The 21263-nt window shown below is 70.9% G+C and carries 21 protein-coding genes, 1 tRNA gene and 2 riboswitches; of the genes, 7 read left to right on the top strand and 15 right to left on the bottom strand.

Annotation, left to right across the window (positions count from 1 at the left end; all coding sequences use genetic code 11):
- Positions 1-99: 99 nt before the first annotated feature.
- Both A6A25_RS12025 and A6A25_RS12020 read right to left on the bottom strand, forming a co-directional pair.
- A tRNA-Leu gene (locus A6A25_RS12025) sits at positions 100-173 on the bottom strand.
- A gap of 68 nt (positions 174-241) precedes the next feature.
- Positions 242-523: a metal-sensitive transcriptional regulator gene (locus tag A6A25_RS12020; protein WP_073888569.1), complete on the bottom strand. Its 282-nt coding sequence runs from the start codon at positions 521-523 to the stop codon at positions 242-244.
- A 274-nt stretch (positions 524-797) separates the two neighbouring features.
- Here A6A25_RS12020 and A6A25_RS12015 point away from each other — a divergent pair, with 274 nt between their 5' ends.
- Positions 798-1139: a histone-like nucleoid-structuring protein Lsr2 gene (locus A6A25_RS12015; RefSeq protein ID WP_015104119.1), complete on the top strand. Its 342-nt coding sequence runs from the start codon at positions 798-800 to the stop codon at positions 1137-1139.
- Between the two features lie 66 nt (positions 1140-1205).
- Here the strand turns inward: A6A25_RS12015 and pabB are convergent, their stop codons facing one another.
- The 3 genes from pabB to A6A25_RS12000 all read right to left on the bottom strand — a co-directional run bounded on the left by pabB (position 1206) and on the right by A6A25_RS12000 (position 4789).
- Positions 1206-3224: an aminodeoxychorismate synthase component I gene (pabB, locus tag A6A25_RS12010; RefSeq protein ID WP_073888567.1), complete on the bottom strand. Its 2019-nt coding sequence runs from the start codon at positions 3222-3224 to the stop codon at positions 1206-1208.
- Between the two features lie 123 nt (positions 3225-3347).
- Positions 3348-4289 (bottom strand): hypothetical protein, encoded by a 942-nt coding sequence (locus A6A25_RS12005; protein ID WP_073888565.1) that lies wholly within the window; start codon positions 4287-4289, stop codon positions 3348-3350.
- A complete protein-coding gene (locus A6A25_RS12000) occupies positions 4286-4789 on the bottom strand; it encodes a SigE family RNA polymerase sigma factor (protein WP_073888563.1) in 504 nt (167 codons plus the stop codon). The genes A6A25_RS12005 and A6A25_RS12000 overlap by 4 nt, the downstream gene beginning before the upstream one ends.
- A gap of 118 nt (positions 4790-4907) precedes the next feature.
- Between A6A25_RS12000 and A6A25_RS11995 the strand changes: the two genes are divergently transcribed.
- The 4 genes from A6A25_RS11995 to A6A25_RS11980 all read left to right on the top strand — a co-directional run bounded on the left by A6A25_RS11995 (position 4908) and on the right by A6A25_RS11980 (position 8707).
- Positions 4908-6119 carry a metallophosphoesterase gene (locus tag A6A25_RS11995; RefSeq protein WP_073888843.1) on the top strand — a complete coding sequence of 404 codons (1212 nt, stop codon included), beginning with the start codon at positions 4908-4910 and terminating at the stop codon, positions 6117-6119.
- Between the two features lie 98 nt (positions 6120-6217).
- Positions 6218-7399, top strand: a complete 1182-nt coding sequence (locus A6A25_RS11990) for a type III PLP-dependent enzyme (protein WP_073888561.1) — start codon at positions 6218-6220, stop codon at positions 7397-7399.
- Between the two features lie 55 nt (positions 7400-7454).
- Positions 7455-7868 carry an adenosylmethionine decarboxylase gene (gene speD / locus A6A25_RS11985; RefSeq protein WP_073888559.1) on the top strand — a complete coding sequence of 138 codons (414 nt, stop codon included), beginning with the start codon at positions 7455-7457 and terminating at the stop codon, positions 7866-7868.
- Entirely contained in the window at positions 7865-8707 is an 843-nt protein-coding gene (locus A6A25_RS11980) for a spermidine synthase (protein WP_073888557.1), read from the top strand. Before speD ends, A6A25_RS11980 begins: the two co-directional genes overlap by 4 nt.
- 148 nt (positions 8708-8855) lie before the next feature.
- Here the strand turns inward: A6A25_RS11980 and A6A25_RS11975 are convergent, their stop codons facing one another.
- Entirely contained in the window at positions 8856-10919 is a 2064-nt protein-coding gene (locus A6A25_RS11975) for a S9 family peptidase (RefSeq protein ID WP_073888555.1), read from the bottom strand.
- Between the two features lie 176 nt (positions 10920-11095).
- Here A6A25_RS11975 and A6A25_RS11970 point away from each other — a divergent pair, with 176 nt between their 5' ends.
- Together A6A25_RS11970 and A6A25_RS11965 are read left to right on the top strand one after the other, a co-directional pair.
- A complete protein-coding gene (locus tag A6A25_RS11970) occupies positions 11096-12565 on the top strand; it encodes a ricin-type beta-trefoil lectin domain protein (protein WP_143193112.1) in 1470 nt (489 codons plus the stop codon).
- A gap of 93 nt (positions 12566-12658) precedes the next feature.
- Entirely contained in the window at positions 12659-13321 is a 663-nt protein-coding gene (locus A6A25_RS11965) for a hypothetical protein (protein WP_073888551.1), read from the top strand.
- A 68-nt stretch (positions 13322-13389) separates the two neighbouring features.
- On the opposite strand, the gene A6A25_RS11960 is transcribed toward A6A25_RS11965, so the two are convergent.
- The 9 genes from A6A25_RS11960 to A6A25_RS11925 all read right to left on the bottom strand — a co-directional run bounded on the left by A6A25_RS11960 (position 13390) and on the right by A6A25_RS11925 (position 21184).
- On the bottom strand, positions 13390-13995 hold the full coding sequence (locus tag A6A25_RS11960; RefSeq protein WP_073888549.1) for a malonic semialdehyde reductase: 606 nt from the start codon (positions 13993-13995) through the stop codon (positions 13390-13392).
- 79 nt (positions 13996-14074) lie between these two features.
- Positions 14075-15340: a serine hydroxymethyltransferase gene (gene glyA / locus A6A25_RS11955; RefSeq protein WP_073888547.1), complete on the bottom strand. Its 1266-nt coding sequence runs from the start codon at positions 15338-15340 to the stop codon at positions 14075-14077.
- Between the two features lie 15 nt (positions 15341-15355).
- Entirely contained in the window at positions 15356-16459 is a 1104-nt protein-coding gene (gene gcvT, locus A6A25_RS11950) for a glycine cleavage system aminomethyltransferase GcvT (protein ID WP_143193111.1), read from the bottom strand.
- Positions 16460-16584: 125 nt separating this feature from the next.
- Positions 16585-16679, bottom strand: a riboswitch (glycine riboswitch).
- A gap of 1 nt (position 16680) precedes the next feature.
- Positions 16681-16768: riboswitch (glycine riboswitch) on the bottom strand.
- 63 nt (positions 16769-16831) lie between these two features.
- The gene (locus A6A25_RS11945; protein WP_073888543.1) at positions 16832-17134 is read right to left on the bottom strand and encodes a DUF3817 domain-containing protein; all 303 of its coding nucleotides are present in this window, start codon (positions 17132-17134) and stop codon (positions 16832-16834) included.
- 15 nt (positions 17135-17149) lie between these two features.
- Positions 17150-17536 (bottom strand): hypothetical protein, encoded by a 387-nt coding sequence (locus tag A6A25_RS11940; RefSeq protein ID WP_073888541.1) that lies wholly within the window; start codon positions 17534-17536, stop codon positions 17150-17152.
- 112 nt (positions 17537-17648) lie between these two features.
- Positions 17649-18137 (bottom strand): transcriptional regulator, encoded by a 489-nt coding sequence (locus A6A25_RS11935; protein WP_073888539.1) that lies wholly within the window; start codon positions 18135-18137, stop codon positions 17649-17651.
- A 201-nt stretch (positions 18138-18338) separates the two neighbouring features.
- On the bottom strand, positions 18339-18500 hold the full coding sequence (locus A6A25_RS44690; RefSeq protein WP_181319924.1) for a hypothetical protein: 162 nt from the start codon (positions 18498-18500) through the stop codon (positions 18339-18341).
- A 409-nt stretch (positions 18501-18909) separates the two neighbouring features.
- Positions 18910-20034 (bottom strand): CaiB/BaiF CoA transferase family protein, encoded by a 1125-nt coding sequence (locus tag A6A25_RS11930; protein ID WP_073888537.1) that lies wholly within the window; start codon positions 20032-20034, stop codon positions 18910-18912.
- Position 20035: 1 nt separating this feature from the next.
- The gene (locus A6A25_RS11925) at positions 20036-21184 is read right to left on the bottom strand and encodes an acyl-CoA dehydrogenase family protein (RefSeq protein WP_073888535.1); all 1149 of its coding nucleotides are present in this window, start codon (positions 21182-21184) and stop codon (positions 20036-20038) included.
- Positions 21185-21263: the final 79 nt, after the last annotated feature.

The following is a 21263-nucleotide window of genomic DNA, read 5'->3' as shown; positions in this document are numbered from 1 at the left end:
CGCCCAACCGTGCACCCGGCGAGCCGACCAGGCAGAACGAGTTCGGCCCCCGACCAGCAGAACACCGGTCAGGGGCCGAACTTCACATGATTCGCGATGTGCCCCCGGTGCGACTCGAACGCACACTGGACGGATTTTGAGTCCGCTGCCTCTGCCGATTGGGCTACGGGGGCCGGCGCGAGCACTGTACTCGATCAGGTCGCCCGGCCGCCGTTCGGGGTGGCGGCCGGGGACTGGTCGGTCAGGAGCGGACCAGGCGGCCGATGGCGGCGGAGGCCTCGGCGATCTTCTCCTCCGCCACCTCACCGCCCTCGGCGACCGCCTGTGCCACGCAGTGCTTGAGGTGCTCGTCCAGCAGGCCCAGGGAGACCGCCTGCAACGCCTTCGTCGCGGCGGAGATCTGGGTCAGCACGTCGATGCAGTACTCGTCGTTCTCCACCATCCGCTGGAGGCCGCGGACCTGCCCTTCGATCCGCCGCAATCGCTTGAGGTACGCGTCCTTGTCCGCCGTGTAACCGAGCATCGCTCCCGACCTTCCCTACCCTGGGCGGGTATCCGGGTCCAGGATAGGCCACTCGACCGGGTGTGACGGGCACCACGGGGTGACGGGCCGGCGGGCCGCACATTTCGGCCCGGTGCGGTTTGTGTCGCGAAATGACCCGTCCGGGGGCATCAGTCACATTTTCACCGCGAAAGGTTAGGCGATATTCCTCTCGTGCACTATGGTGTCGACTCAAGCGTGTGGCGCAGAACAAGTCGAGGGCAGCACGCGCTATGCGAGCACACACGGAGGAACAGTGGCACAGCAGACCGTCGTCCAACTCATCGACGACCTCGACGGCAGCGAAGCCGCCGAGACCGTGACCTTCGCGCTGGACGGTGTGGAGTACTCCATCGACCTCTCGAAGGACAATGCGGACAAGCTCCGCGAGTCCCTGGCCGACTTCGTCGCCAAGGCGCGCCGCGCAGGTGGCCGCAAGCAGCGCAAGGGCACCGGCAAGAGCACGGTAAAGGCTGGTGACAAGGCGCAGGCCCAGGCCATTCGGGACTGGGCGCGCGCGCAGGGCCACCAGATCTCCGACCGCGGCCGCATTCCCCAGGGCCTGGTCGTGCAGTTCCAGGAAGCCCACGCTTCCTGAGTCCGCGTCGTTTTCCCCTGCGGTGGACTACGCCAACCGCAGGGGAAAACGGCAGGTCAGAGGCCTTCAGGGCAGCGAAGAACGCCCTGGGAACCCGACGCCTGCCAGCCTGAGCAGCGCGGTCGCCTTGACCGCCGTCTCCTCGAATTCCTCCGCGGGGTCGGACAGCGCGATGACCGCGCCCCCGACCCCGAAACTCACCTTGTCGCGGTCCACCACGAGCGTCCTGATGACGATGCTGAAGTCGGCCGTTCCGGAGAGTGAGAAGTAACCGAGCGCCCCGGAGTAGACACCCCTGGGCCCGGCTTCCAGCCCGTCGATGATCTGCATTGTCCGGATCTTGGGCGCCCCTGTCATGGACCCGCCCGGGAACGCCGCCCTAACCACCCGCACGGCGGAACTACCGGAACGCAGTCGGGCCCGAACGGTGCTCACCAGCTGGTGCACCGTCGCGTAGCTCTCCACCTCGAAGATCCTGGGCACCTCGACGCTGCCCACTTCCGCGCAATGGCCCAGATCATTGCGGACCAAGTCGACGATCATGAGGTTCTCGGCGCGGTCCTTCGCGCTGGTAGCCAAGGCCCCGCGCAAAGCCCCGTCCTCCGCCGGGGTGGCCCCGCGGGGGCGTGTGCCCTTGATTGGCTCGGATTCGACGACACCCTGTCGGTCGACCCGGATGAACCGCTCGGGTGAAGTGCTGAGCACGGAGAGCGCACCGAACCGGAGCAGCGCCCCGAACGGCGCGGGGCTTTCCGCGCGCAGGAACCGGTAGGCGTCCCACGGGTCGACCGAGCCGCGCCACGTCACCGTGTTCGTCAAGCACACCTCGTAGCTCTCGCCCGCCGTGATGGCCTCCTGACAAGCCGCCACCAGCTTCAAGTAGTGCGAACGGCGATGCCGCGGCTGCATGGAGTCGGCCCGGGCCGGGCGCGGCGCGGCCGACGGCACGGCGGTGAAATCACGCAGGAAATCGGCCGTTCGGCCCAACCAGCCGTCCTCGTCGGACAACGCCAGCAGGTACACGCACCGCGAAACGTGGTCGAAAACCAGCGCCCGGTCGGCGAACACGAATGCCGCGTCGGGCTGCTCCGAACGGTGCGCCGCCGCCGCGCCGCACTCGGCCTTCAGCTCGTACCCGAGGTAACCCACCCAGCCGAGCGCGAACTCGAACGGCACGTCCGGCGGCGCCACCCGCCACGCCGCCAGGTCGGCCTCCAGCCAGTCGAAGAACGGCCCGGGGTGCATCTGCCCGTCCACCGTCACCTCGCCGGTCCACACGTCGTACGTCGCCACGCGCGCCAGCGGCCCGGAGGCGTCCCCCATCACGGAGAACCGGCCGCGGGCGCCGACGAGGCTGCTGTCCAGCCAGAACGCGTCCCGGGACGCCCCGTACAGGGCCGCGTACACGTCCTCGGGCGACGGGTGCACGTCCACGCGCCGCACCAGCACCTCGCGAACGCCCCCAGCGGCGGGAGGCACGGCCGGCGGAGGCAGCGCGGGCGGCGCGGCCGAGGCGTCGGTCAAATCGCGGAAGTTGGCGAGCAGCTCGTGGCCGTGCGACGTGCACACCGACTCGGGGTGGAACTGCACGCCCCACGCGGGCCGCAAACGGTGCCGCACGCCCATCAGCACGCCGTCGGACTCGGACCAGGCGATCGGCTCCAGCGACGGCGGCAGGTCCGACACGGCCAGCGAGTGGTACCGCACGACGGGCAGCGGCGACGGCAGGCCGGCGAACACGTCCACGCCGGTGTGCCGCACGTGGTCGACCACGCCGTGCCGCGGCGTGACCAGGCCCACGGACGCGCCGTGCGCCAGGCACAGCCCTTGGTGGCCCAGGCAGACACCCAACAGGGGGATGTCGGCGTGCTCGATCACCGCGCGGCACAGGCCGAAGTCGGCGGCGCGCTCCGGTCGGCCGGGGCCGGGCGAGATCACCACGTTGTCGAAGCGCCGCAGGTCGGACAGCCCGAACCGCGGGTCGTCGTTGGTGATGACGACCGGCTCGCGCCCGTTCACCTCGGCGAGGTACTGGAAGAGGTTGAAGGTGAACGAGTCGTAGTTGTCGATGAGCAGCGTCCGCATGGCAAACAGCACGGTACCTGCACGAACACCCGGATGGAGTACCCACGAGCAGGTGAACGCCGCCACGACACCGAAGAGGCCGGGCGCACCTGGCGCCCGGCCTCCCCGTCCCCGGCGGTGGCTCTAGTCGAGGTGGAACTTCGGGTCCGCGGCGATCGCCGCGAGCTGCGCCCCGGTCAGCGCCGGCCGCGACAACGCCGGGTGGCCGGACTCCTTGAACTCGCTCGCGTACCCGACGATCACCCGCGTGCCGTCGGGGTGCCGGTAGAAGGCGGCGGCGTCCATCGTGTTGGCACCACCGTCCACGGTGGCACCGGTGACGACGGCGACCTGCTTGCCGCCGACGTCGACCAGCGCGCACGTGCCGCCCGAGATCGGGTACGGGAACGCGGCCGCCGCCTGGCACCCGTCGAGGTCGCCCAGCCGCGTGTTGCCCTTGGTCTCGACCTGGAGCGTCAGCTCGCCGACACCCGCCTCACCCGTGATGACGACCGGCGTGCGCACCCAGTACTCCCACACCTGCAGGTCACCGACGTACTCGGCGAACTGGGCCTGGTGCCTGGTCATGGGCCCGTAGTCGGCGAACCCGATCCGGGTCCGGTCCTCGGCCTTCACGCCGGGCGGCAGCGACGACGCCAGGTCGTTGAGCACCTTGGCGCCTTTGTCCGCCCGCGGTCCGCTGGTCGCGGTGCGGTCCGTCTGCCCGTTCGGCCAGGGCGTCTCGGTCGACCCGCCCGGAGGCGCCGACGACGGCGGAGGGGTGACCGTCGGCGTGACGGACGGCGGCGCGCTGGCGGTCGGCGTGACCGACGGCCGGGTCTCCGCCGACTGCCCCGCCGCCACCTGCAAGTCGGCACCACCGGCACCGAGGTTCGGCACCACCACGACCGCGCCGACCGCGATGGCCACCACGGCGAACCCGGCGAACCCGGCACCCACCGCCGCCTTCCGCCGGCGCTGGGCACGGCGCCCGTGCTCCAGCGCGGCCTCCGGGCTCATGGGTGGCGGCGGGCTGCTCGCCACCATCACATCCTGCAACGCGCTCTTCAGCTCGTGCTCGTTCATCGCACCATCTCTCCCTGCTGAGGGGTGATCAGGCCGCGCAGCGTCTGCAGCCCCCGCGCGGCCTGGCTCTTCACCGTTCCTTCCGAACAGTGCAACGCCCTGGCGGTCTCCTCGACCGACAGGTCTTCCCAGTACCGGAGCACGAGCACGGCCCGTTGCCGCGGAGGCACCTTCGCCAGCGCCGCGAGCAGCACCAGCCGGTCCTCCGTCGAGCCGCGTGGGACGTCCGCCACGTCGGTGCTCGTCTCGCTCACCCGTTCCTTGCGGAACCAGCCCCGGCGCAGGTCGGACACGAACGTCCGGACGAGCGTCTGCCGGGTGTAGGCGTCGAGTGCCTCGTGCCGGTTGATCCGCCGCCACGCCACGTAGAGCTTGGCGAAAGTGGCCTGGACCAGGTCCTCGGCACGGTGCCAGTCGCCGCACAGCAGGTACGCCGTGCCGCGCATGGCCTCGGACCGCGCCGCGAAGTACTCCGCGAACGCGGTGTCCCGATCACTCATCTGTCCTCCCCCGTGCTGCGGTACGAGGTAATCACGCTCGCGGGCCGCCGGCGGGTTGCACGGCTGCTTCGAGATTCGTGGAAACTGGACTCACCACCACTGGGGAGGCGCCACCTTGTTGTTCTTCGTCATGTTCGCGGTCGTGATGGGCGCAGCCCACTACTACATCTGGAGACGGGCCGTGCGCGCCACGACCCGCCCCGGTCGCGGCCGTCGGATCGGCACCGGCGTGGTGGTGTTCCTCTACCTGCTGCTGATGGCGGCGCTGCTGGTGACCCGTACCGGCGGAGGGCTCGGCCTGGTGGTGGCCTGGCCCGGGTTCATCTGGCTGGCGGGCGCGTTCTACTTCGCGTTGATCATGGCGGTGCTGGAGGTCCCCCGGCTGGTGCTGCTGCGCGCGACGCGGGCGCACGAGGTGCCGGCCGTGGTCGGCGCGCCGGACGCCGGGGTCCAGACGCCCGCGGCGGTGCTCGCCGACCAGCCGGCCGACCCGGGACGGCGGCTGTTCATCGCGCGGTCGCTCGCGGTCGCGGGCGGGGTGGCCACGGCGGGCGTCGTGGGCTTCGGGACCACGCAGGCGCTGGGCGACCCGGTCGTCAAGCGGGTGCCGGTGACGCTGGGCAAGCTCGACCAGCGGCTGTCGGGCTACCGGATCGCGGTGGTGAGCGACATCCACCTGGGCCCGCTGCTCGGCCGCGGCCACACCGAGCGGATCGTGCGGATGATCAACGAGCAGCGGGTGGACCTGGTGGCGATCGTCGGCGACCTGGTCGACGGCACGGTGGAGGAGCTCGGCGAGGCGGCGGCTCCGCTGCGCGACCTGGTGAGCACGCACGGCAGCTTCTTCGTCACCGGCAACCACGAGTACTACTCGGGCGCGGAGCCGTGGCTGGCGGAGCTGGAGCGGCTCGGGGTCAACCCGCTGCGCAACGAGCGGCTGCGGATCGAGCGGGCCGGCGCGTCGTTCGACCTCGCGGGCGTCAACGACGTCACCGGCGAGGGCTTCGGCGACGGCGCCGACTTCGCCCGCGCGCTGGACGGCCGCGACACGTCCACACCGGTGGTGCTGATGGCGCACCAGCCGGTGCAGGTCCACGAGGCCGCCAAGTACGGGGTGGACCTGCAGCTGTCGGGGCACACGCACGGCGGCCAGATGTTCCCGTTCCACCTCGCGATCGGCTTGCAGCAGCCGGTCCGCAGCGGGCTGGAGACCGTCGACGGCACGCAGGTCTACACCAGCAACGGTGCCGGGTTCTGGGGTCCCCCGGTCCGCGTCGGCGCGCCGCCGGACATCAGCGTCGTGGAGTTGCATCACAAGTTCGCCCGCTGATAGCGCATTTTTCGCCTTCACCACCTAGAGTGGACCGCCGTGCCCGAAGACGGTCAGACCGTGCCTGAACACGGTTGCGGAGGGGGACCCCTAGCGAGATGACGACGAGCTTTGCCGACGAACGGCTCCACGAGGCAATGGCTCGTATTCGTCGTTTCCTGGACCACGATCAACCGGACACGCCCTGCCTGGTCATCGACCTGCCGACGGTGCGCGACCGGTTCACGGCGATCCGCGCGGCGCTGCCGCGGGTGGGCATCTTCTACGCGGTCAAGGCGAACCCGACGCCCGACGTGGTCGGGTTGCTGGCCGCCGAGGGGTCGAGCTTCGACGTCGCCAGCCCGGCCGAAATCGACCTGTGCCTGGAGCGGGGTGCCGCGCCGGAGGCCATCTCCTACAGCAACCCGATCAAGAAGGCACGTGACATCGCGTACGCGTTCTCGCGCGGGGTGCGACTCTTCGTGTCCGACAGCGAACAGGACGTGCGCACGCTGGCCGAGCACGCGCCCGGCGCGTCGGTGTTGTTGCGAATCTTGGTCAACAGCAAGGGTTCCACGTACCCGTTCGGCAAGAAGTTCGGCTGCTCGCCGGAAATGGCGACGGATCTCCTGCGGTTGGCCGCCGAACTCGGACTCGTTCCGCTGGGGGTGGCGTTCCACGCCGGGTCGCAGCAGCTGGACCCGAACGGCTGGGACGGCGCGATCGCCGACGCCGCCGAGATCATCGGGAAGCTGCGCGCCGAAGGGCTTTCGCCGACCACGGTCAACCTCGGCGGCGGCCTGCCCGCGGGCTACCTGACCCAGCCGCCTCCGCTCGCGGAGTACGCGGCGGCCATCACCGCGTCGATCGCCCGTCACTTCGGCGTCTCGTCCGGCGGTTTCGCGCCCGAGGTGATGATCGAGCCCGGACGCGCTATCGTGGCTGAGTCCGGTGTGATCCGCTCCGAAGTGGTGCTGGTGTCCCGGAAGTCCTATTCGGACGAACGCCGTTGGGTCTTCCTCGACATCGGCCGCTACGGCGGGCTCGCCGAGACCGAGGGCGAGGCCATCGCGTACCCGCTCGTGACCAACCGCGATGGTGGTCCCGTCGGTCCCGTCGTGCTCGCCGGTCCCACCTGCGACGCGGACGACGTGCTGTACCAGAACACGTGCTACGAGCTACCGCTGGACCTGCGCGCGGGCGACCACGTCGACCTGCTCGGTGCGGGTGCCTACACGGCGAGCTACTCGTCGGTGGCGTTCAACGGCTTCCCGCCGCTGGCCACCCACTGCGTGCGATGAGCACGCCCCCGCCTGTCCTCCGCAGTACCCCTCCTGAAGATGTTTGGAGTGATTGATGTCCGAACTCCCGTGCGAATCCGAGCCGGTTGGCTTGTTCGCAGGACAGCACGTGCTCGCCGAACTGGAAGGCGTGAGCCCGGAACTGCTGGATGACGAGCAGTTCCTGCGACACGCGCTCGGTGAAGCGCTCACCCAGGCTGACGCCACGGTGTTGGAGGTGGTCTCCAAGCAGTTCGAGCCGCAAGGGGTCACCGTGCTGGCCCTGTTGTCGGAGTCGCACGCGTCCATCCACACGTACCCGGAGGTCGGTGCCGTGTTCGTGGACGTGTTCACGTGCGGCACTCGTGCCAAGCCCGCGCTCGCGGTGCAGCTGTTGGCCGAGGCCTTGGGTGCCGTGTCGGCACGGACGGACATGGTCAGCCGGGGGCACCGCGTCCCCGCGCTCGTCGGTGAGGAGAAAGCGTCTTGATCCGCGAACCGCTCGCGGCGGGTATGACCAGGCACTGGGACGTCGAGGAGGTCGTGGTCGACACCAGGACCGAGTTCCAGCACCTGGTGATCGCCCGCACCGCCCAAGGGCTGTCGCTGTTCTGCGACGACGACCGGCAGAGCACCGAGTTCAGCCAGCTGACCTACCACGAGGCGCTGATGGTCCCGGCGCTGCTGCTGGCCGACCGCGTCGACCGGGTGCTGGTCATCGGGTCGTCCGAGGGCGTGGTGTGCCAGATGGCGGTGGCGGCGGGCGCTTCGGTGGTCGACCACATCGACATCGACGCGCAGGCCGTGCGGCTGTGCGCCGAGCACCTGCCCTACGGGTACACGCTGGACGAGCTCGCGTTGGCGGAGAAGGGCGAAGGCCCGGTCCACGTCCGCTACATCGACGGCTACGAGTACATCCGGACCACGTCGGAGCGTTACGACATCGTCCTGGTGGACCTGCCGGACGAGCGCGAGGAGGAGGCGCAGCACAACCGGCTGTACGGCGCCGAGTTCCTGGCCATGTGCAAGGGGTTGCTCACGCCGGGTGGTGTGGTGGTGTCGCAGGCGGGCTGCCAGACGATGTGGCGCAACACCACGCTGGTCCGCATGTGGCAGCGGTTCAACGAGGTGTTCGGCACGGTCGCGTACTACGGCTCGGACGAGCACGAGTGGGCGTACCTGTTCGGGCGCGCCGACGAGGTGGCCGACCCGACCGCGCTGATGGTCGAGCGGCTGGCCGAGTGCGGCTACCAGCCGGAGACGATCGACGACCTGGCCCTGGTCGGCAACTCGATCCCGCCGTACCTGGTCCGCCACTCCCTCGCCTGACCAACCCGCGAGTCCTACGTTCACGACGCGAGAGTCCTACGTTCACGAGCCCTGAGTTCAACATTCGACCGACCAACCGGTATGCCAAGTGTTGAACTCAGGTGCTACGAACGTAGGACTCTCGCGCGCTGGACGTAGGACTCTCGCGCTAGCGGGTGAGGGAGCGGTGGAGGAAGTCGACCTGGAGCAGGAGCAGGTTCTCGGCGACCTGTTCCTGCGGGGTCATGTGGGTCACGCCGGACAGCGGCAGCACGGTGTGCGGTCGGCCGGCGGCGAGCAGTGCCGACGACAGGCGCAGGGTGTGCGCGGCCACCACGTTGTCGTCCGCCAGGCCGTGCACGATCATCAGCGGGCGTTCCAGCTTCGGCGCGTCGGCGATGAGCGAGTTGGCGTCGTACACCTCGGGCTTGTCGGCCGGGTGGCCCAGGTAGCGCTCGGTGTAGTGGGTGTCGTAGAGCCGCCAGTCGGTGACCGGCGCGCCCGCGATGCCCGCGTGGAACACGTCCGGGCGGCGCAGCACGGCCAACGCCGCCAGGTAGCCGCCGTAGGACCAGCCGCGGATGCCGACCCGGGTCAGGTCGAGGTCCGGTTCGCCGGCGGCGACCGCGTGCAGGGCGTCCACCTGGTCTTCGAGGGTGGCGCCCGCGAAGTCGAACGCGATCTCCCGTTCCCAGGCGGGGCCGCGACCGGGCGTGCCGCGGCCGTCCACGACCAGGACGGCGAAGCCCTGGTCGGCCAGCCACTGCGAGGCCAGGTAGGCGTTGCGCGCCGAGACGACGCGTTGCGCGTGCGGGCCGCCGTACGGGTCGAGCAGGACCGGGAGCTTGGTCCCCGGCACGTGGCCGCGCGGGAAGATCAGCGCCGCGCGCAGGTCGCGCTCGCCGACGGTGAGCAGGCGCACTTCCGGCGTCAGCACGGGGGTCTCGGCGAACGAGGCGATCCCGCCGCCGGTGGAGACGGTGACCTCGGGTCCGAAGTGGTCCATCGAGGAACGGGCCAGCACCAGCACCCCGGCCGCGCGGGTGGCGCTGTGCACACCGTCCTCAGTGGACAGTCGCGTCACGTTGCCCTCGTCGACCAGGAACACGTGCGTCTGGGTCGGGTCGTCGGTGGACGCGGTGACCAGCACGCCGTCCTCGGCGACGTCGAGCACCGCGCGGACCTGGAAGCCGTCGGGCGTCCACGGGCGGTCGCCGACCACGAGCCGGTTCGCGTCACCGATCGGCAGCACGCGCACCAGCTCGCCACCCGCGGTCCAGCGCGGCGCGCCCGGCACGACCTCCAGCCAGTGCGGGTCGGTGTCGTCGGCCACGACCTCGGTGGCACCGGTCGCCACGTCCACGGCCAGCACCAGGACCCGGCGCTGGTCACGTGACTGCACCTGCACCAGCGGCTTGCCGTGCGAGGTCCAGGAGACCGTGTTCAGGTACGGGAACGCCTCGCGGTCCCACGTCACGTCGGTCCGGCCGGTGCCGAAGATCGCCAGCTCCACCACGGCATTGGCCTCACCGGCGGCCGGGTAGGCGATCTCGGCGGCGGGCTTGGCCGGGTTGGCCGGGTCGGCGATGTGCCACCGCGGCACGGGCGCGTTGTCGACGCGCGCCGCCAGCACGTGCTCGCCGTCCGGGGAGAACCAGTAGCCCCGGTGGCGGCCCATCTCCTCGGCCGCGATGAACTCCGCCAGGCCCCACGTGACGTCCGGGCCGTCCGGTGACGCGACCACCCGGTCGGTACCCGTCTCCAGGTCCACGACGTGCAGCGCCCCGTCGGCCACGTAGCCGACCTGGCGCCCGGTCGGGTCCAACCTCGGGTCGATCGCCGCGCCGGAGACCGGCAGCTCGCGGACCGCGGCGGTGGCGAGCTCGAGCACGAACAGCCTGCCGGACAACGCGAACACGGCCTGCCGCACGTCGCTGTCGGTGGCGTAGCCGACGATGCCGGCGGCCGACTCGCGGGTGCGCTCGCGGCGTGCCCGTTCCTCCGGGGACAGGTCCTCGGGGTCGGTCAGCAGGGTGCCCGGGTCGGCCAGCAGCGCCTCGGCGCGGGTCGCGGTGTCGAACGCCCACAGGCCGTTCGCCCGGCTCGTGGCCGTGGCGGTGCGGAGGAAGTACACCTTCGTGCCGTCCGGGGACGCGGTGAACGTCCGGGGTGCGCCGAGGGTGAACCGCTGGGTGCGCGCGTGCTGGCGCGGGAAGGAGATCTCGTTGCCCACCCGGACACCCTATGTCCCCGGTGCGGGTCCCCGGTGGCGGGTGAAGATCCTCGGTTCCGGTGAAAAGGAGGTGGCGGACCGCGATCCGGCGGGCGACCTCTTGTACGCGGCTTTATGGTGACGTCGTGGAGTCGGAGAATCCGCAAGCAGAACACCGAACCATAATCGTCGTCGACGTGGAAAAGTTCACCCACGGCAGCCGCAATAATGCGGATCAGCTCGTGGTCCGGGCCGCTCTTTACGGTTCACTGCACCGGGCGTTCCGCGATTCCGGCATCCCGTGGGACGAGTGCCACCGGGAGGACCGCGGCGACGGTGTCTTCCTGCTGGTGCCCCCGACCGTGCCGAAGCAACTCGTGGTCGACCGGTTGCCGGGCGCGTTGGCCGAGGCACTGGCGGAGCACAACGCCGGGCACCGGGCCGAGGAGCGGGTGCGGGCGCGCATGGCGGTGCACGCGGGCGAAGTCCTCCCGGACCCGCACGGCTACACGGCCGGGTCGATCAACCTGGCGTTCCGCCTGCTCGACGCCGAGCGGCTGCGAAACGCGCTGGCACGGTCGTCCGGGGTGGTGGCGCTCGTCGTGTCGGACTGGTTCTACCAGGAGGTGGCCCGGCAGAGCCGGGTGGTCGACCCGCGCACGTTCCGGCCGGTCGACGTGCGGGTGAAGGACACCACGGCCAAGGCGTGGATCGCCCGGCCGGACGACCCTTATCCACCGTCGGCGGCGGGGTCACGGCGAGGACGTGCGGCGGTGGCAGTCGCGGTGCTGGCACTGACGGTGTTCGCGCTCACCGCGGACCGTCCGGGGTCGAGGGGCGGTGAGGTCAGCGGTGTCGGGCCGGATTTTCCGGGCGACCGGGAATTCCTGGCCTACGTCGTCAACCTGGCGACCGGGAAATGCCTCTCCCGGAACGGCGCCTACACACACCCGGACGATTCGGAGAAGCCCGGCGAGAACGTCTACCAATGGGACTGCGCCGACTCGGACAACCCCGGTCACTTCGTGTTGTTGGCGCCGGGGGACGGCGACTGGACGATCCGCAGCAGCGTGCGAGCCGACCTGTGCCTGACCGCCGACCGCAAGCCGGACAAGGACCAGCACTTCCAGCACTGCCGGCCGGGTGACGACCATCAGTCGTGGCGGTTGCGGCGCATCCGCGGGCAGGCGCCGGACGCCGTGGTGATCGAGAACCGGGGCGCGGGCGGGTGCCTCGCCCACCAGGGTGGCCGGCCGGACGTGCACATCCAGGTCTTCCGGCGCGACTGCCCTCCGCTCGGGCAGGACGAGGTGGGCTGGTCGATCCGGCCGTACGCCGTGCCGGGACGTCGGTCGTGCGGCGAGCCGTGGCGCGGTCCGGTGCGGAACAACGAGACCGGGCACCACCTGGCCGACGCCGACCAGGCCGCGCACCGGGCGGCGTCGGGAGCGCCGGTGGTGTCGATCGTGGCGGTCGGCGAGACGCCGCACGGGTGCGGGGTGTCGATCTCCGGGCTGTCGGGGACGTGGGTCGCCGAGTCGTTGGACGAGAACTGGGTGCGGCTGCACACCCGCGAGGACCACAGCAAGTGCCTGGCTTCGGGTGAGAACGGGGTCGCGGTGCGGCGGTGTGACGGCAGCCGGGCGCAGCAGTGGGAGCTCGGGTAGCGGCGACCCCTGTCCTTCGGCGCGCGCTGAACCGCGGAGGAAGGAGGGCCGTAGTCGTCGGTGGAGCGATTGACGGACCAAGGAGGAGTGAGTGTGATCCGACGAAACCGCATCGCCATCGCCGTCGCGGGCGGCATGGCGGCCGTGCTCGCGCTGGTCATGTGGACTTCCAACGCCACCGGCCTGCAGGGCAGGACGGTCGCGCAGACCGAGCAGGTGGGTGCCGCGGCCCAGGGCGACTACGGCGACGTCCAGGAGCCCTTGGCCCCTCCGACCAGTGAGGAAGCGGCGCCCGTCGAAGAGCCCGTCGAAGAGCCCGCCGCGGACGCGCCGGAGGGGCAGGCCGCGCCCGCGCCGTCCGGTCCGCAGGTCACGCTGGTGGGCAAGAGCGTGCCGAAGATGGGCGAGGTCGTGCAGGACGGCGACGGCCGCACGCTGTACCGGTTCGACAAGGACACGCCGGACCCGGCGAAGTCCAACTGCGAGGGTCAGTGCGCCGTGACGTGGCCGCCCGTGCTGTCCAACGGCAAGCCGCAGCTCCAAGGCGTAGACCCGGCGCTCGTGTCGACGGTGAAGAGGGCCGACGGCACCGATCAGGTGACGCTCGACGGCTGGCCGCTCTACACGTACGCGAAGGACGAGGCGCCGGGCCAGTGGAAGGGCCAGGGCGTCGGCGGCACCTGGTTCGTGGTGCGGCCCGACGGCAAGCGCAACGTCGAGTGCCTCCCGCCGGGGGTGACGGCCCCCGCCGCGTAGTCCGCTGTGGAACGCCCTGATCCCCCGGGCCTGGGGTTGGCCGGGGGATCAGGGCGTCGCACAGCGGGTCAGAGGGTGCGGACGACGTCGCGGTAGTCCAGGCGCGGGTTGCGCGGGTGGGTGCCGGAGTGGTCCGGGTGGCCGATGTTCACGATCACCAAGGGCAGGTGGTTGGTGTCGGCGAGGAACTCCCGGCGCACGCCTTCGGGGTCGAAGCCGCTCATCGGGCCCGCGGCGAGGCCGGCGGCGCGGACGCCGATGATGAAGTAGCCGGCCTGGAGCAGGGTGCTGGTCCTGGCGGCCTCGGTGCGCTTGGCGTCGTCGGCGAACGCGTCCTTGGCACCCGGGAAGTGGGGGAACGTCGTGGCCAGGTGCTCGTGGAAGTCGGTGTCCGCGGACAGGATCGCGGTGACCGGTGCGGCGAGGGTCTTGGCCCGGTTGCCTTCCGACAGGTGGGGCGCGAGGCGGTTCCTGGCGTCCTGGCCGCGGACGTACAGCACGCGCAGCGGCTGGCTGTTCATCGCGGTCGGACCCCACTTGACGAGGTCGTGGACGGCGCGGAGCTGGTCGTCGGTCACCGGCTCGTCGGTGAACGCGTTCGCCGTACGGGCCTCGCGGAACAGCAGGTCCTGTGCTTCGCCCGGCAACGTGAGAGTGGCGAGGGTCGCGGTCATGGTGCCTCTTTCGGTTGTCCCGTACGCGGGTTGCGCACGGGACAACCTCCAGTAAGCGCCAGCTATTCCGTGGCGGGCTTCACAGGGTCGGGTAGAGCGGGTGCTTGGCCGCGAGGACCTCGACCCTGGCGCGCAGGTCGGCGAGGTCCGGGTCGGCCTGCAGCGCGGTGGCGATGATGTCCGCCACTTCGGTGAAGTCCGTCGCGCCGAAGCCGCGGGTGGCGAGCGCGGGCGTGCCGATGCGCAGGCCCGAGGTCACCATCGGCGGACGCGGGTCGTTCGGCACGGCGTTGCGGTTGACCGTGATGCCGACCTCGTGCAGCCGGTCCTCCGCCTGCTTGCCGTCCAGTTCGGACGCCACCAGGTCGACCAGGACGAGGTGGACGTCCGTGCCACCGGTGAGCACCTTCACACCCGCCGCGGCGGCGTCGGGCTGGGAGAGGCGGTCGGCGAGGATCTTCGCGCCCTCGACGGTGCGCCGCTGGCGGTCGGCGAACTCGGGTGACGCGGCGTGCTTGAACGCGACGGCCTTGCCCGCGATCACGTGCTCCAGGGGCCCACCCTGCTGGCCCGGGAACACGGCCGAGTTGATCTTCTTGGCGAGGTCGGCCTCGTTGGTCAGGATCACGCCGCCGCGCGGGCCGCCGAGGGTCTTGTGCGTGGTCGTCGTCACGACGTGCGCGTGCGGCACAGGGCTCGGGTGCAGACCCGCGGCGACGAGACCGGCGAAGTGCGCCATGTCGACCATCAGGTAGGCGTCGACGGAGTCGGCGATGCGCCGGAACTCGGCGAAGTCCAGCTGGCGGGGGTAGGCCGACCAGCCGGCGACGATCAGCTTCGGGCGGTGCTCCAGGGCCAGGCGCTCGACCTCGGCCATGTCGACGCGGCCGTCGGTCTCCGAGACGTGGTAGGGCACCACGTTGTAGAGCTTGCCGGAGAAGTTGATCCGCATGCCGTGGGTGAGGTGCCCGCCGTGCGCCAGGTCGAGGCCCAGGATCGTGTCACCGGGCTGGAGCAGGGCGAACATCGCGCACGCGTTGGCCTGCGCGCCCGAGTGCGGCTGGACGTTGGCGAAACCGGCGCCGAAGAGGTCCTTGACGCGCTGGATCGCCAGGCGCTCGATCACGTCGACGTTCTCGCAGCCGCCGTAGTAGCGCCGGCCGGGGTAGCCCTCGGCGTACTTGTTCGTCAGCACCGAGCCCTGCGCCTGGAGCACCGACACCGGCGTGAAGTTCTCCGAGGCGATCATCTCCAGCGTGCTCTGCTGCCGGTGCAGCTCGGCGGCGACGGCGTCCGCGACCTCCGGGTCGAACTCCGCGAGGGAGGTGTTGAAGTGCTCGGACATGTGTGGGTCTCTCCCTTAGCTGGATCGCTTGTAGAAGGGCAGTGCGACGACTTCGACCGGCTCGTGCTTGCCCCGGACGTCGACGGACAGCCGGGTACCGGGTTCGGTGTTGCCGACGGTGACGTACGCCATGGCCACGGAGTACCCGAGGGTGGGCGAGAGCGCGCCGCTGGTGACCTCGCCGATCGGGTTGCCGGACGCGTCGAGCACGGGGTAGCCGTGCCGGGGCGCACGGCGCGAGGTGGTCTTCAGGCCGACCAGGACCTGGTCGACGCCCTGTTCGGCGACGGTGGCGAGGGCGTCGCGGCCGACGAAGTCGCCCGGCTTGTCCAGCTTCACCACCCGGCCGAGGTTCGCGTGGAACGGCGTGTGGTCGCGGCCCAGCTCGTTGCCGTACAGCGGCATGCCCGCCTCCAGCCGGAGGGTGTCGCGGCAGCCGAGGCCCGCGGGCTTGAGGTCGTGCGGCGCGCCCGCCTCCAGGAGGGCCTGCCAGACGTGGGCGGCGTCGTCCGGCGCGACGAACAGCTCGAAGCCGTCCTCGCCGGTGTAGCCGGTGCGGGCGAGCAGGACCGGCTTGCCCGCCACCTCGGTCGGGTACGAGGCGTAGTACTTGACCGAGGTCAGGTCGGTGGGCGTGAGGCCGGCGAGGATGGCGGTGGACTTCGGGCCCTGCACGGCGAGCAGCGCGTAGTCGGTGGACTTGTCCTCGACCGTGGTGTCGAAGCCCTTCGCCCGCTCGACCAGCGCCTCGTGGACGACGGCGGCGTTCGAGGCGTTGGCGACGACGAGGTACTCCTGGTCACCGGTGCGGTAGACGATCAGGTCGTCGATCACGCCGCCGTCGGCCTCGCAGATCATCGTGTACCGGGCGCGGCCGACGCCGATCGCGGACGCGTGGCCGACCAGGGCGTGGTCCAGCGCGGCGCCCGCCTGCGGCCCGGTGAGCAGGATCTCACCCATGTGGGTCAGGTCGAACAGGCCCGCCGACGTGCGCACCGCGTGGTGCTCGGCCAGCTCGCTGTCGTAGCGCAGCGGCATCCGCCAGCCCGCGAAGTCGGTGAACATGGCGCCCAGCGCCTCGTGTTCGGCGTGCAGGGGCGTGCGGCGGCTTTCCATCAGGCGGGCCCTCCCTGGGTGCGGACATGGCGGCGGCGCCGACCGGTCGGGTCGGCGGGCGGCACGTCCGAGAGATTCACGAGCGAAAGGATGACACGGTCCACCGGAGACTCCTCGTCGAGTGAGCCTCCCCCTCTGCCATGAGCCTGAGAGCTTCGCCGCCGGGTGAGGGCGGCTTGCACCGTGGGCGAGGCGCACCGGGTGCGCCTGCTTTCCAGAGTTGCCTTCGTCGGGCGGTACCTGTGCCTGAGAGATTCCGGGGAGGAGTTGCTCCTTCGGCGCCCCGGTCGGGGACTCTCCCGCTCGACATCGACGGCCGTGTTCAGTTGGTACCGCCAGACGCTAGGGGTGCCCGGCGGGCGGGGTCAACCCCGGTCACAGGCTCTTCTCGGCCCGGACGCTCTCGACCACCTTGCGCTCGGCGTAGAACGACACGAACGGGATCGTGCCCGCGAGCAGCACCAGGACGGTGCCCTTGATCGACCAGCGGGCCTTGAGCGCGAGGTCGACGGTGAGCACCAGGTACACCGCGTACAGGAAGCCGTGGACGGGGCCGACGACCTGCATCATGCCCTCGTTGCCGCCCGCGTACTTGGCGATCATGGCGACCACGAGCAGCAGCAGGCCGACACCGACCACGTAAGCCATGAACCGGAACCTGCTCAACGCGCCGCTCATCGCCCTACCTTCACCTCACCGCTGGTCCCGCGCGTGGAGTTCGGCGAGCATGCGGTTGTAGGCCGCGAGCTCTTCGTCCTCGTCGTCGTGCGCGGGTGTTCTGACGGGCTCAACGGTAACGACCGGCCGGGACGGCTCGGCCACCGGCTCCGGCGCGACGTCGGCGGGCGCCTCGGCGGCCTCGGCCTTGCGGCGGGCGTCCAGCCTGCGGATGCGCCACACCATGAACGCGGGGAAGAGGCCGAACAGCGGCCACTGGAAGACGTAGCCGAGGTTCTGGAACGTGCCACCGGCCTGCGAGAACCGCTCCCACTGCCAGTAGGCCAGCCCGCAGCACACGACCAGCGACGCCAGGCACACGGCGACGATGGCCAGCCGCTGGGGGGTGATGAGGCCTCGCACGCCTCAAGAGTACTTCCTACTTCACACGGGGCTGGGGCTCCCCGCACAGGAGCCCGCCCCTGGGAAAGGTGAGGGCTCCAAGACCTCAGGAGCCCGCCCCGACTCGTCGGACCTAGGCCACGCCGTCCCGGCGTTGCCTCTGCAGCCTGGCCACGCACCAGGCCGCCGCACTACCCCGACGCAGGTGCTGGAGCACCGTCATCGGGCCGAGGCGACGACCGAGGTCGGCGGGCGTGAGCCCGGCCGCCCGGTAGTCCAGAGCGCGCTGGTCCAACGGGCTGATGCCCGCGTCCCACCACAGCTCCGCCTCGGACAGGTCACCCACCAGCTGCCAGTAGCTGGCGGCGGCCGCGAGCAGGACCTCGGGCACCTCGGGCGCCCGCTTCCGCATCGCCGCCACGTACGCCGGATCCGCGGACTCGACCTTCACCAGGCCGCGGGAACCGCCATTCGCCCGCTGCACGGGGATCCCCGGTGCGGACGGCGGGGCTTCCGCGAGCCACGCGTCCTTGATCCGGTTCACCTCCTGCAGCTCGGCGTCGTCCGAGCGCTCAGCCGCCCACTGCCGCAACAGCTCGTCGACTCCGGAGTCCTCGACCATTCTGCCTCCTCATCGGTCGAAGATCAGCCAATGCGACGCACCGTATTAGCGGGTACCGACAACCGCTAGACCCCGGTTTGTCTAAAACCCTGTTACCAGGGCGTTATAGCCCTCATTCCACCCGTACGGTGCAACGTCCGGGGCGCATAGTCACCGATCGTGACCGCATTGAGCGGAGTTCGCGGCGGTGCGGCGGGTGATCTAGGCGAAGAGGCTGCGGACGAAGGTGATGATCGACTCGGCGCCGGACTGGAGCCACCCGAGCGCGGTCCTCACCGCTTCGGCGGACTCGTTCGGCTGGGTGATCAGGAGGAACAGCACCAGCGCGACCGCCGCCAGCGTCACCACCTTCTTGACGTTCACTGATCGCTCTCCGTCCGTATCACTGGGCAGGGCGGCCGGGCGCCGCTCCGGTCGTGTCAACGGCCATGGTCCCTCATTCACCCGGATGATGACGGTCGATCCCGCCGCCATCGCCCGACCGGCCGCCGGAACGACCACGCAACCAGGCTGGAACCACCTCGACTGTCACCCGAACGGACGATCAAGGGGACCAGCGGTCCCGCCGATCACCAAGGTACGGGCACTCGCCCACCCCCCAGGCACGGACACCGAGGTTCCAAGACACGTTCATCTCTTCGCCGCCCATCACCTGATTGCGCCGACGTACGCACCGAGCGTGACAAAGGTCGATGCGGGCTGCCACTCAATTCCGGTCCCCCTTCAGGTGATTTACCGCGCCCTTTTCCAGACCAATCGGGCACCGGTCTCCTCAGGCGACGACCCCGGACCGCCGCAACCCCTCGATCTCGTCCTCCCCCAGCCCCAGTTCACCCAGGACGGCGACCGTGTGCTCACCCACCGCGGGCGGTCGGCCCGGCGTGGCCGCGGGCGTCCGGTCGAACCGCGGCGCGGGCGCGGGCTGCGCCACCCCGTCGACCTCGACGAACGTCCCCCTCCGCGCGTTGTGCCCGTACCCGGGCGCCTCGCCGGGGGCCAGCACGGGCGCCAGGCACGCGTCGGTGCCCTCCGCGAGCGCCGCCCACTCATCCCTCGTCCGGGTGGCCACCGCGGCGGCGATGCGTGACCGCAGCTCCGGCCAGTTCGCCGGGTCGTGCCGCCCGGGCAGCCCGGCGTCGGCCAGGCCGAGCACGACCAGCAGCTCGGCGTAGAACTTCTCCTCCAGCGCCCCGACGCTGACGAACCCGCCGTCCGCGGCCTCGTACACGTCGTAGAACGGCGCGCCGCCGTCCAGCAGGTTCTCCCCGCGCGCACCGGGCCAGGCGCCGGCCGACGACATGCCGTGCAGGAACGTCGTCAGCAGCGCCGCGCCGTCGACCATGGCCGCGTCCACCACCTGACCGCGCCCGGACCGCTCCCGCTCGTACAGCGCGGCCAGCACGCCCAGGGCCAGCAGCAGCCCACCGCCGCCGAAGTCGCCGACGAGGTTGAGCGGCACGGTCGGCGGCGCGCCGGCCCGGCCGATCGGCTCCAGCGCCCCCGCCACCGCGATGTAGTTGATGTCGTGCCCGGCGCGGTCGGCCAGCGGGCCGTCCTGTCCCCAGCCGGTCATCCGCCCGTAGACCAGTCGCGGGTTGCGGGCCAGGCACTGCGCCGGCCCGATGCCCAGCCGTTCGGTCACCCCCGGCCGGAAGCCCTCGACCAGCACGTCGGACTCGGCGACCAGGCGGAGCACCAGCTCGGCGCCTTCCGGTCGGCGCAGGTCGACGCCGATCGACCGCCGCCCGCGCCCGAGCAGGGGCACCTCGGTACCGCCGCCGACGCGGTCCACCCGCACCACCGAAGCGCCGAGGTCGGCCAGCACCATGCAGCCGAACGGGGCGGGCGCGAGGCCCGCCAGCTCGACGACCTTGAGCCCTTCCAGAGGTCCCGGCATGTCAGAGGGACCTCGCGATGATTTCCTTCATGATCTCGTTCGTCCCGCCGTAGATCTTCTGCACGCGGGCGTCCGCCCACGCGCGCGCGATCGGGTACTCGGTCATGTAGCCGTAGCCGCCGAACAGCTGCACGCACTCGTCCACCACCTGGCACAGCCGTTCGGTGGCCCACCACTTGGCCATCGCCGCGGTGGGCACGTCGAGCCGGCCCGCCAGGTGGTCCTGGACGCACTCGTCCACGAAAGCCCTGGTCACACGGGCCTCGGTGGCGCACTCGGCGAGCTTGAACCGGGTGTTCTGGAACTTGATCAGCTCGCGGCCGAACGCCGTGCGGTCCTTGACGTAGGCCAGCGTGAGGTCCACCGCGGCTTCGATGCCCGCCACGGACGCCACCGCGATGATCAGCCGCTCCTGCGGCAGCTGCTGCATCAGCTGGATGAACCCCTGACCCTCGCCGGTGCCCAGCAGGTTCGCCGCGGGCACGCGCACGTCGTCGAAGAACAGCTCGGCGGTGTCCTGGCCGTGCATGCCGACCTTGTCCAGCACCCGGCCGCGGCGGAAGCCCTCGGCCTGCGCGGTCTCCACGACGAGCAGCGAGATGCCCGTCGCGCCCTGGCTGGGATCGGTCTTGGCGACGACGATGACCAGGTCGGCCTGCGCGCCGTTGGTGATGAACGTCTTCGAGCCGGACAGCACGTACTCGTCGCCGCGCCGCAGCGCCCGCGTCTTGATGTTCTGCAGGTCGGAGCCGCCGCCGGGCTCGGACATGGCGATCGCGCCGACGTACTCGCCGGACGCCATCTTCGGCAGCCACCGCCGCTTCTGCTCTTCGGTTCCGTAGGCGTTGAGGTAGTGGGCGACGATGCCGCTGTGCACGCTGTTGCCCCACGCGCTGTCACCGCACCGTGCCTGCTCCTCCAGCAGCACGGCCTCGTGCGCGAACGTGCCGCCGCCACCGCCGTACTCCTCGGGGATGGACAGGCAGAGCAGGCCGACCTCGCCCGCCTTGGTCCAGAAGTCCCGGTCCACCTGCTTCTGCGCGGCCCAGCGCTCCTGGTGCGGGACCGCCTCCCTCTCGAGGAACGTCCGAGCCAGCTTGCGCAACTGGTCCAGGTCCTCGGTCATCCATGCGGAACGGCGAGTTGGCATGACTCGACGTTCCCACTGGTCGGACCTGTCCGCCATGACCGCAGCGCGCCAGGGTGACCCGTGATCGTGAGCAAAACGG

This window comes from Saccharothrix sp. CB00851, assembly GCF_001905065.1.
Classification (GTDB): domain Bacteria; phylum Actinomycetota; class Actinomycetes; order Mycobacteriales; family Pseudonocardiaceae; genus Actinosynnema.
This window is presented reverse-complemented; position numbering and strand designations above follow the sequence as displayed.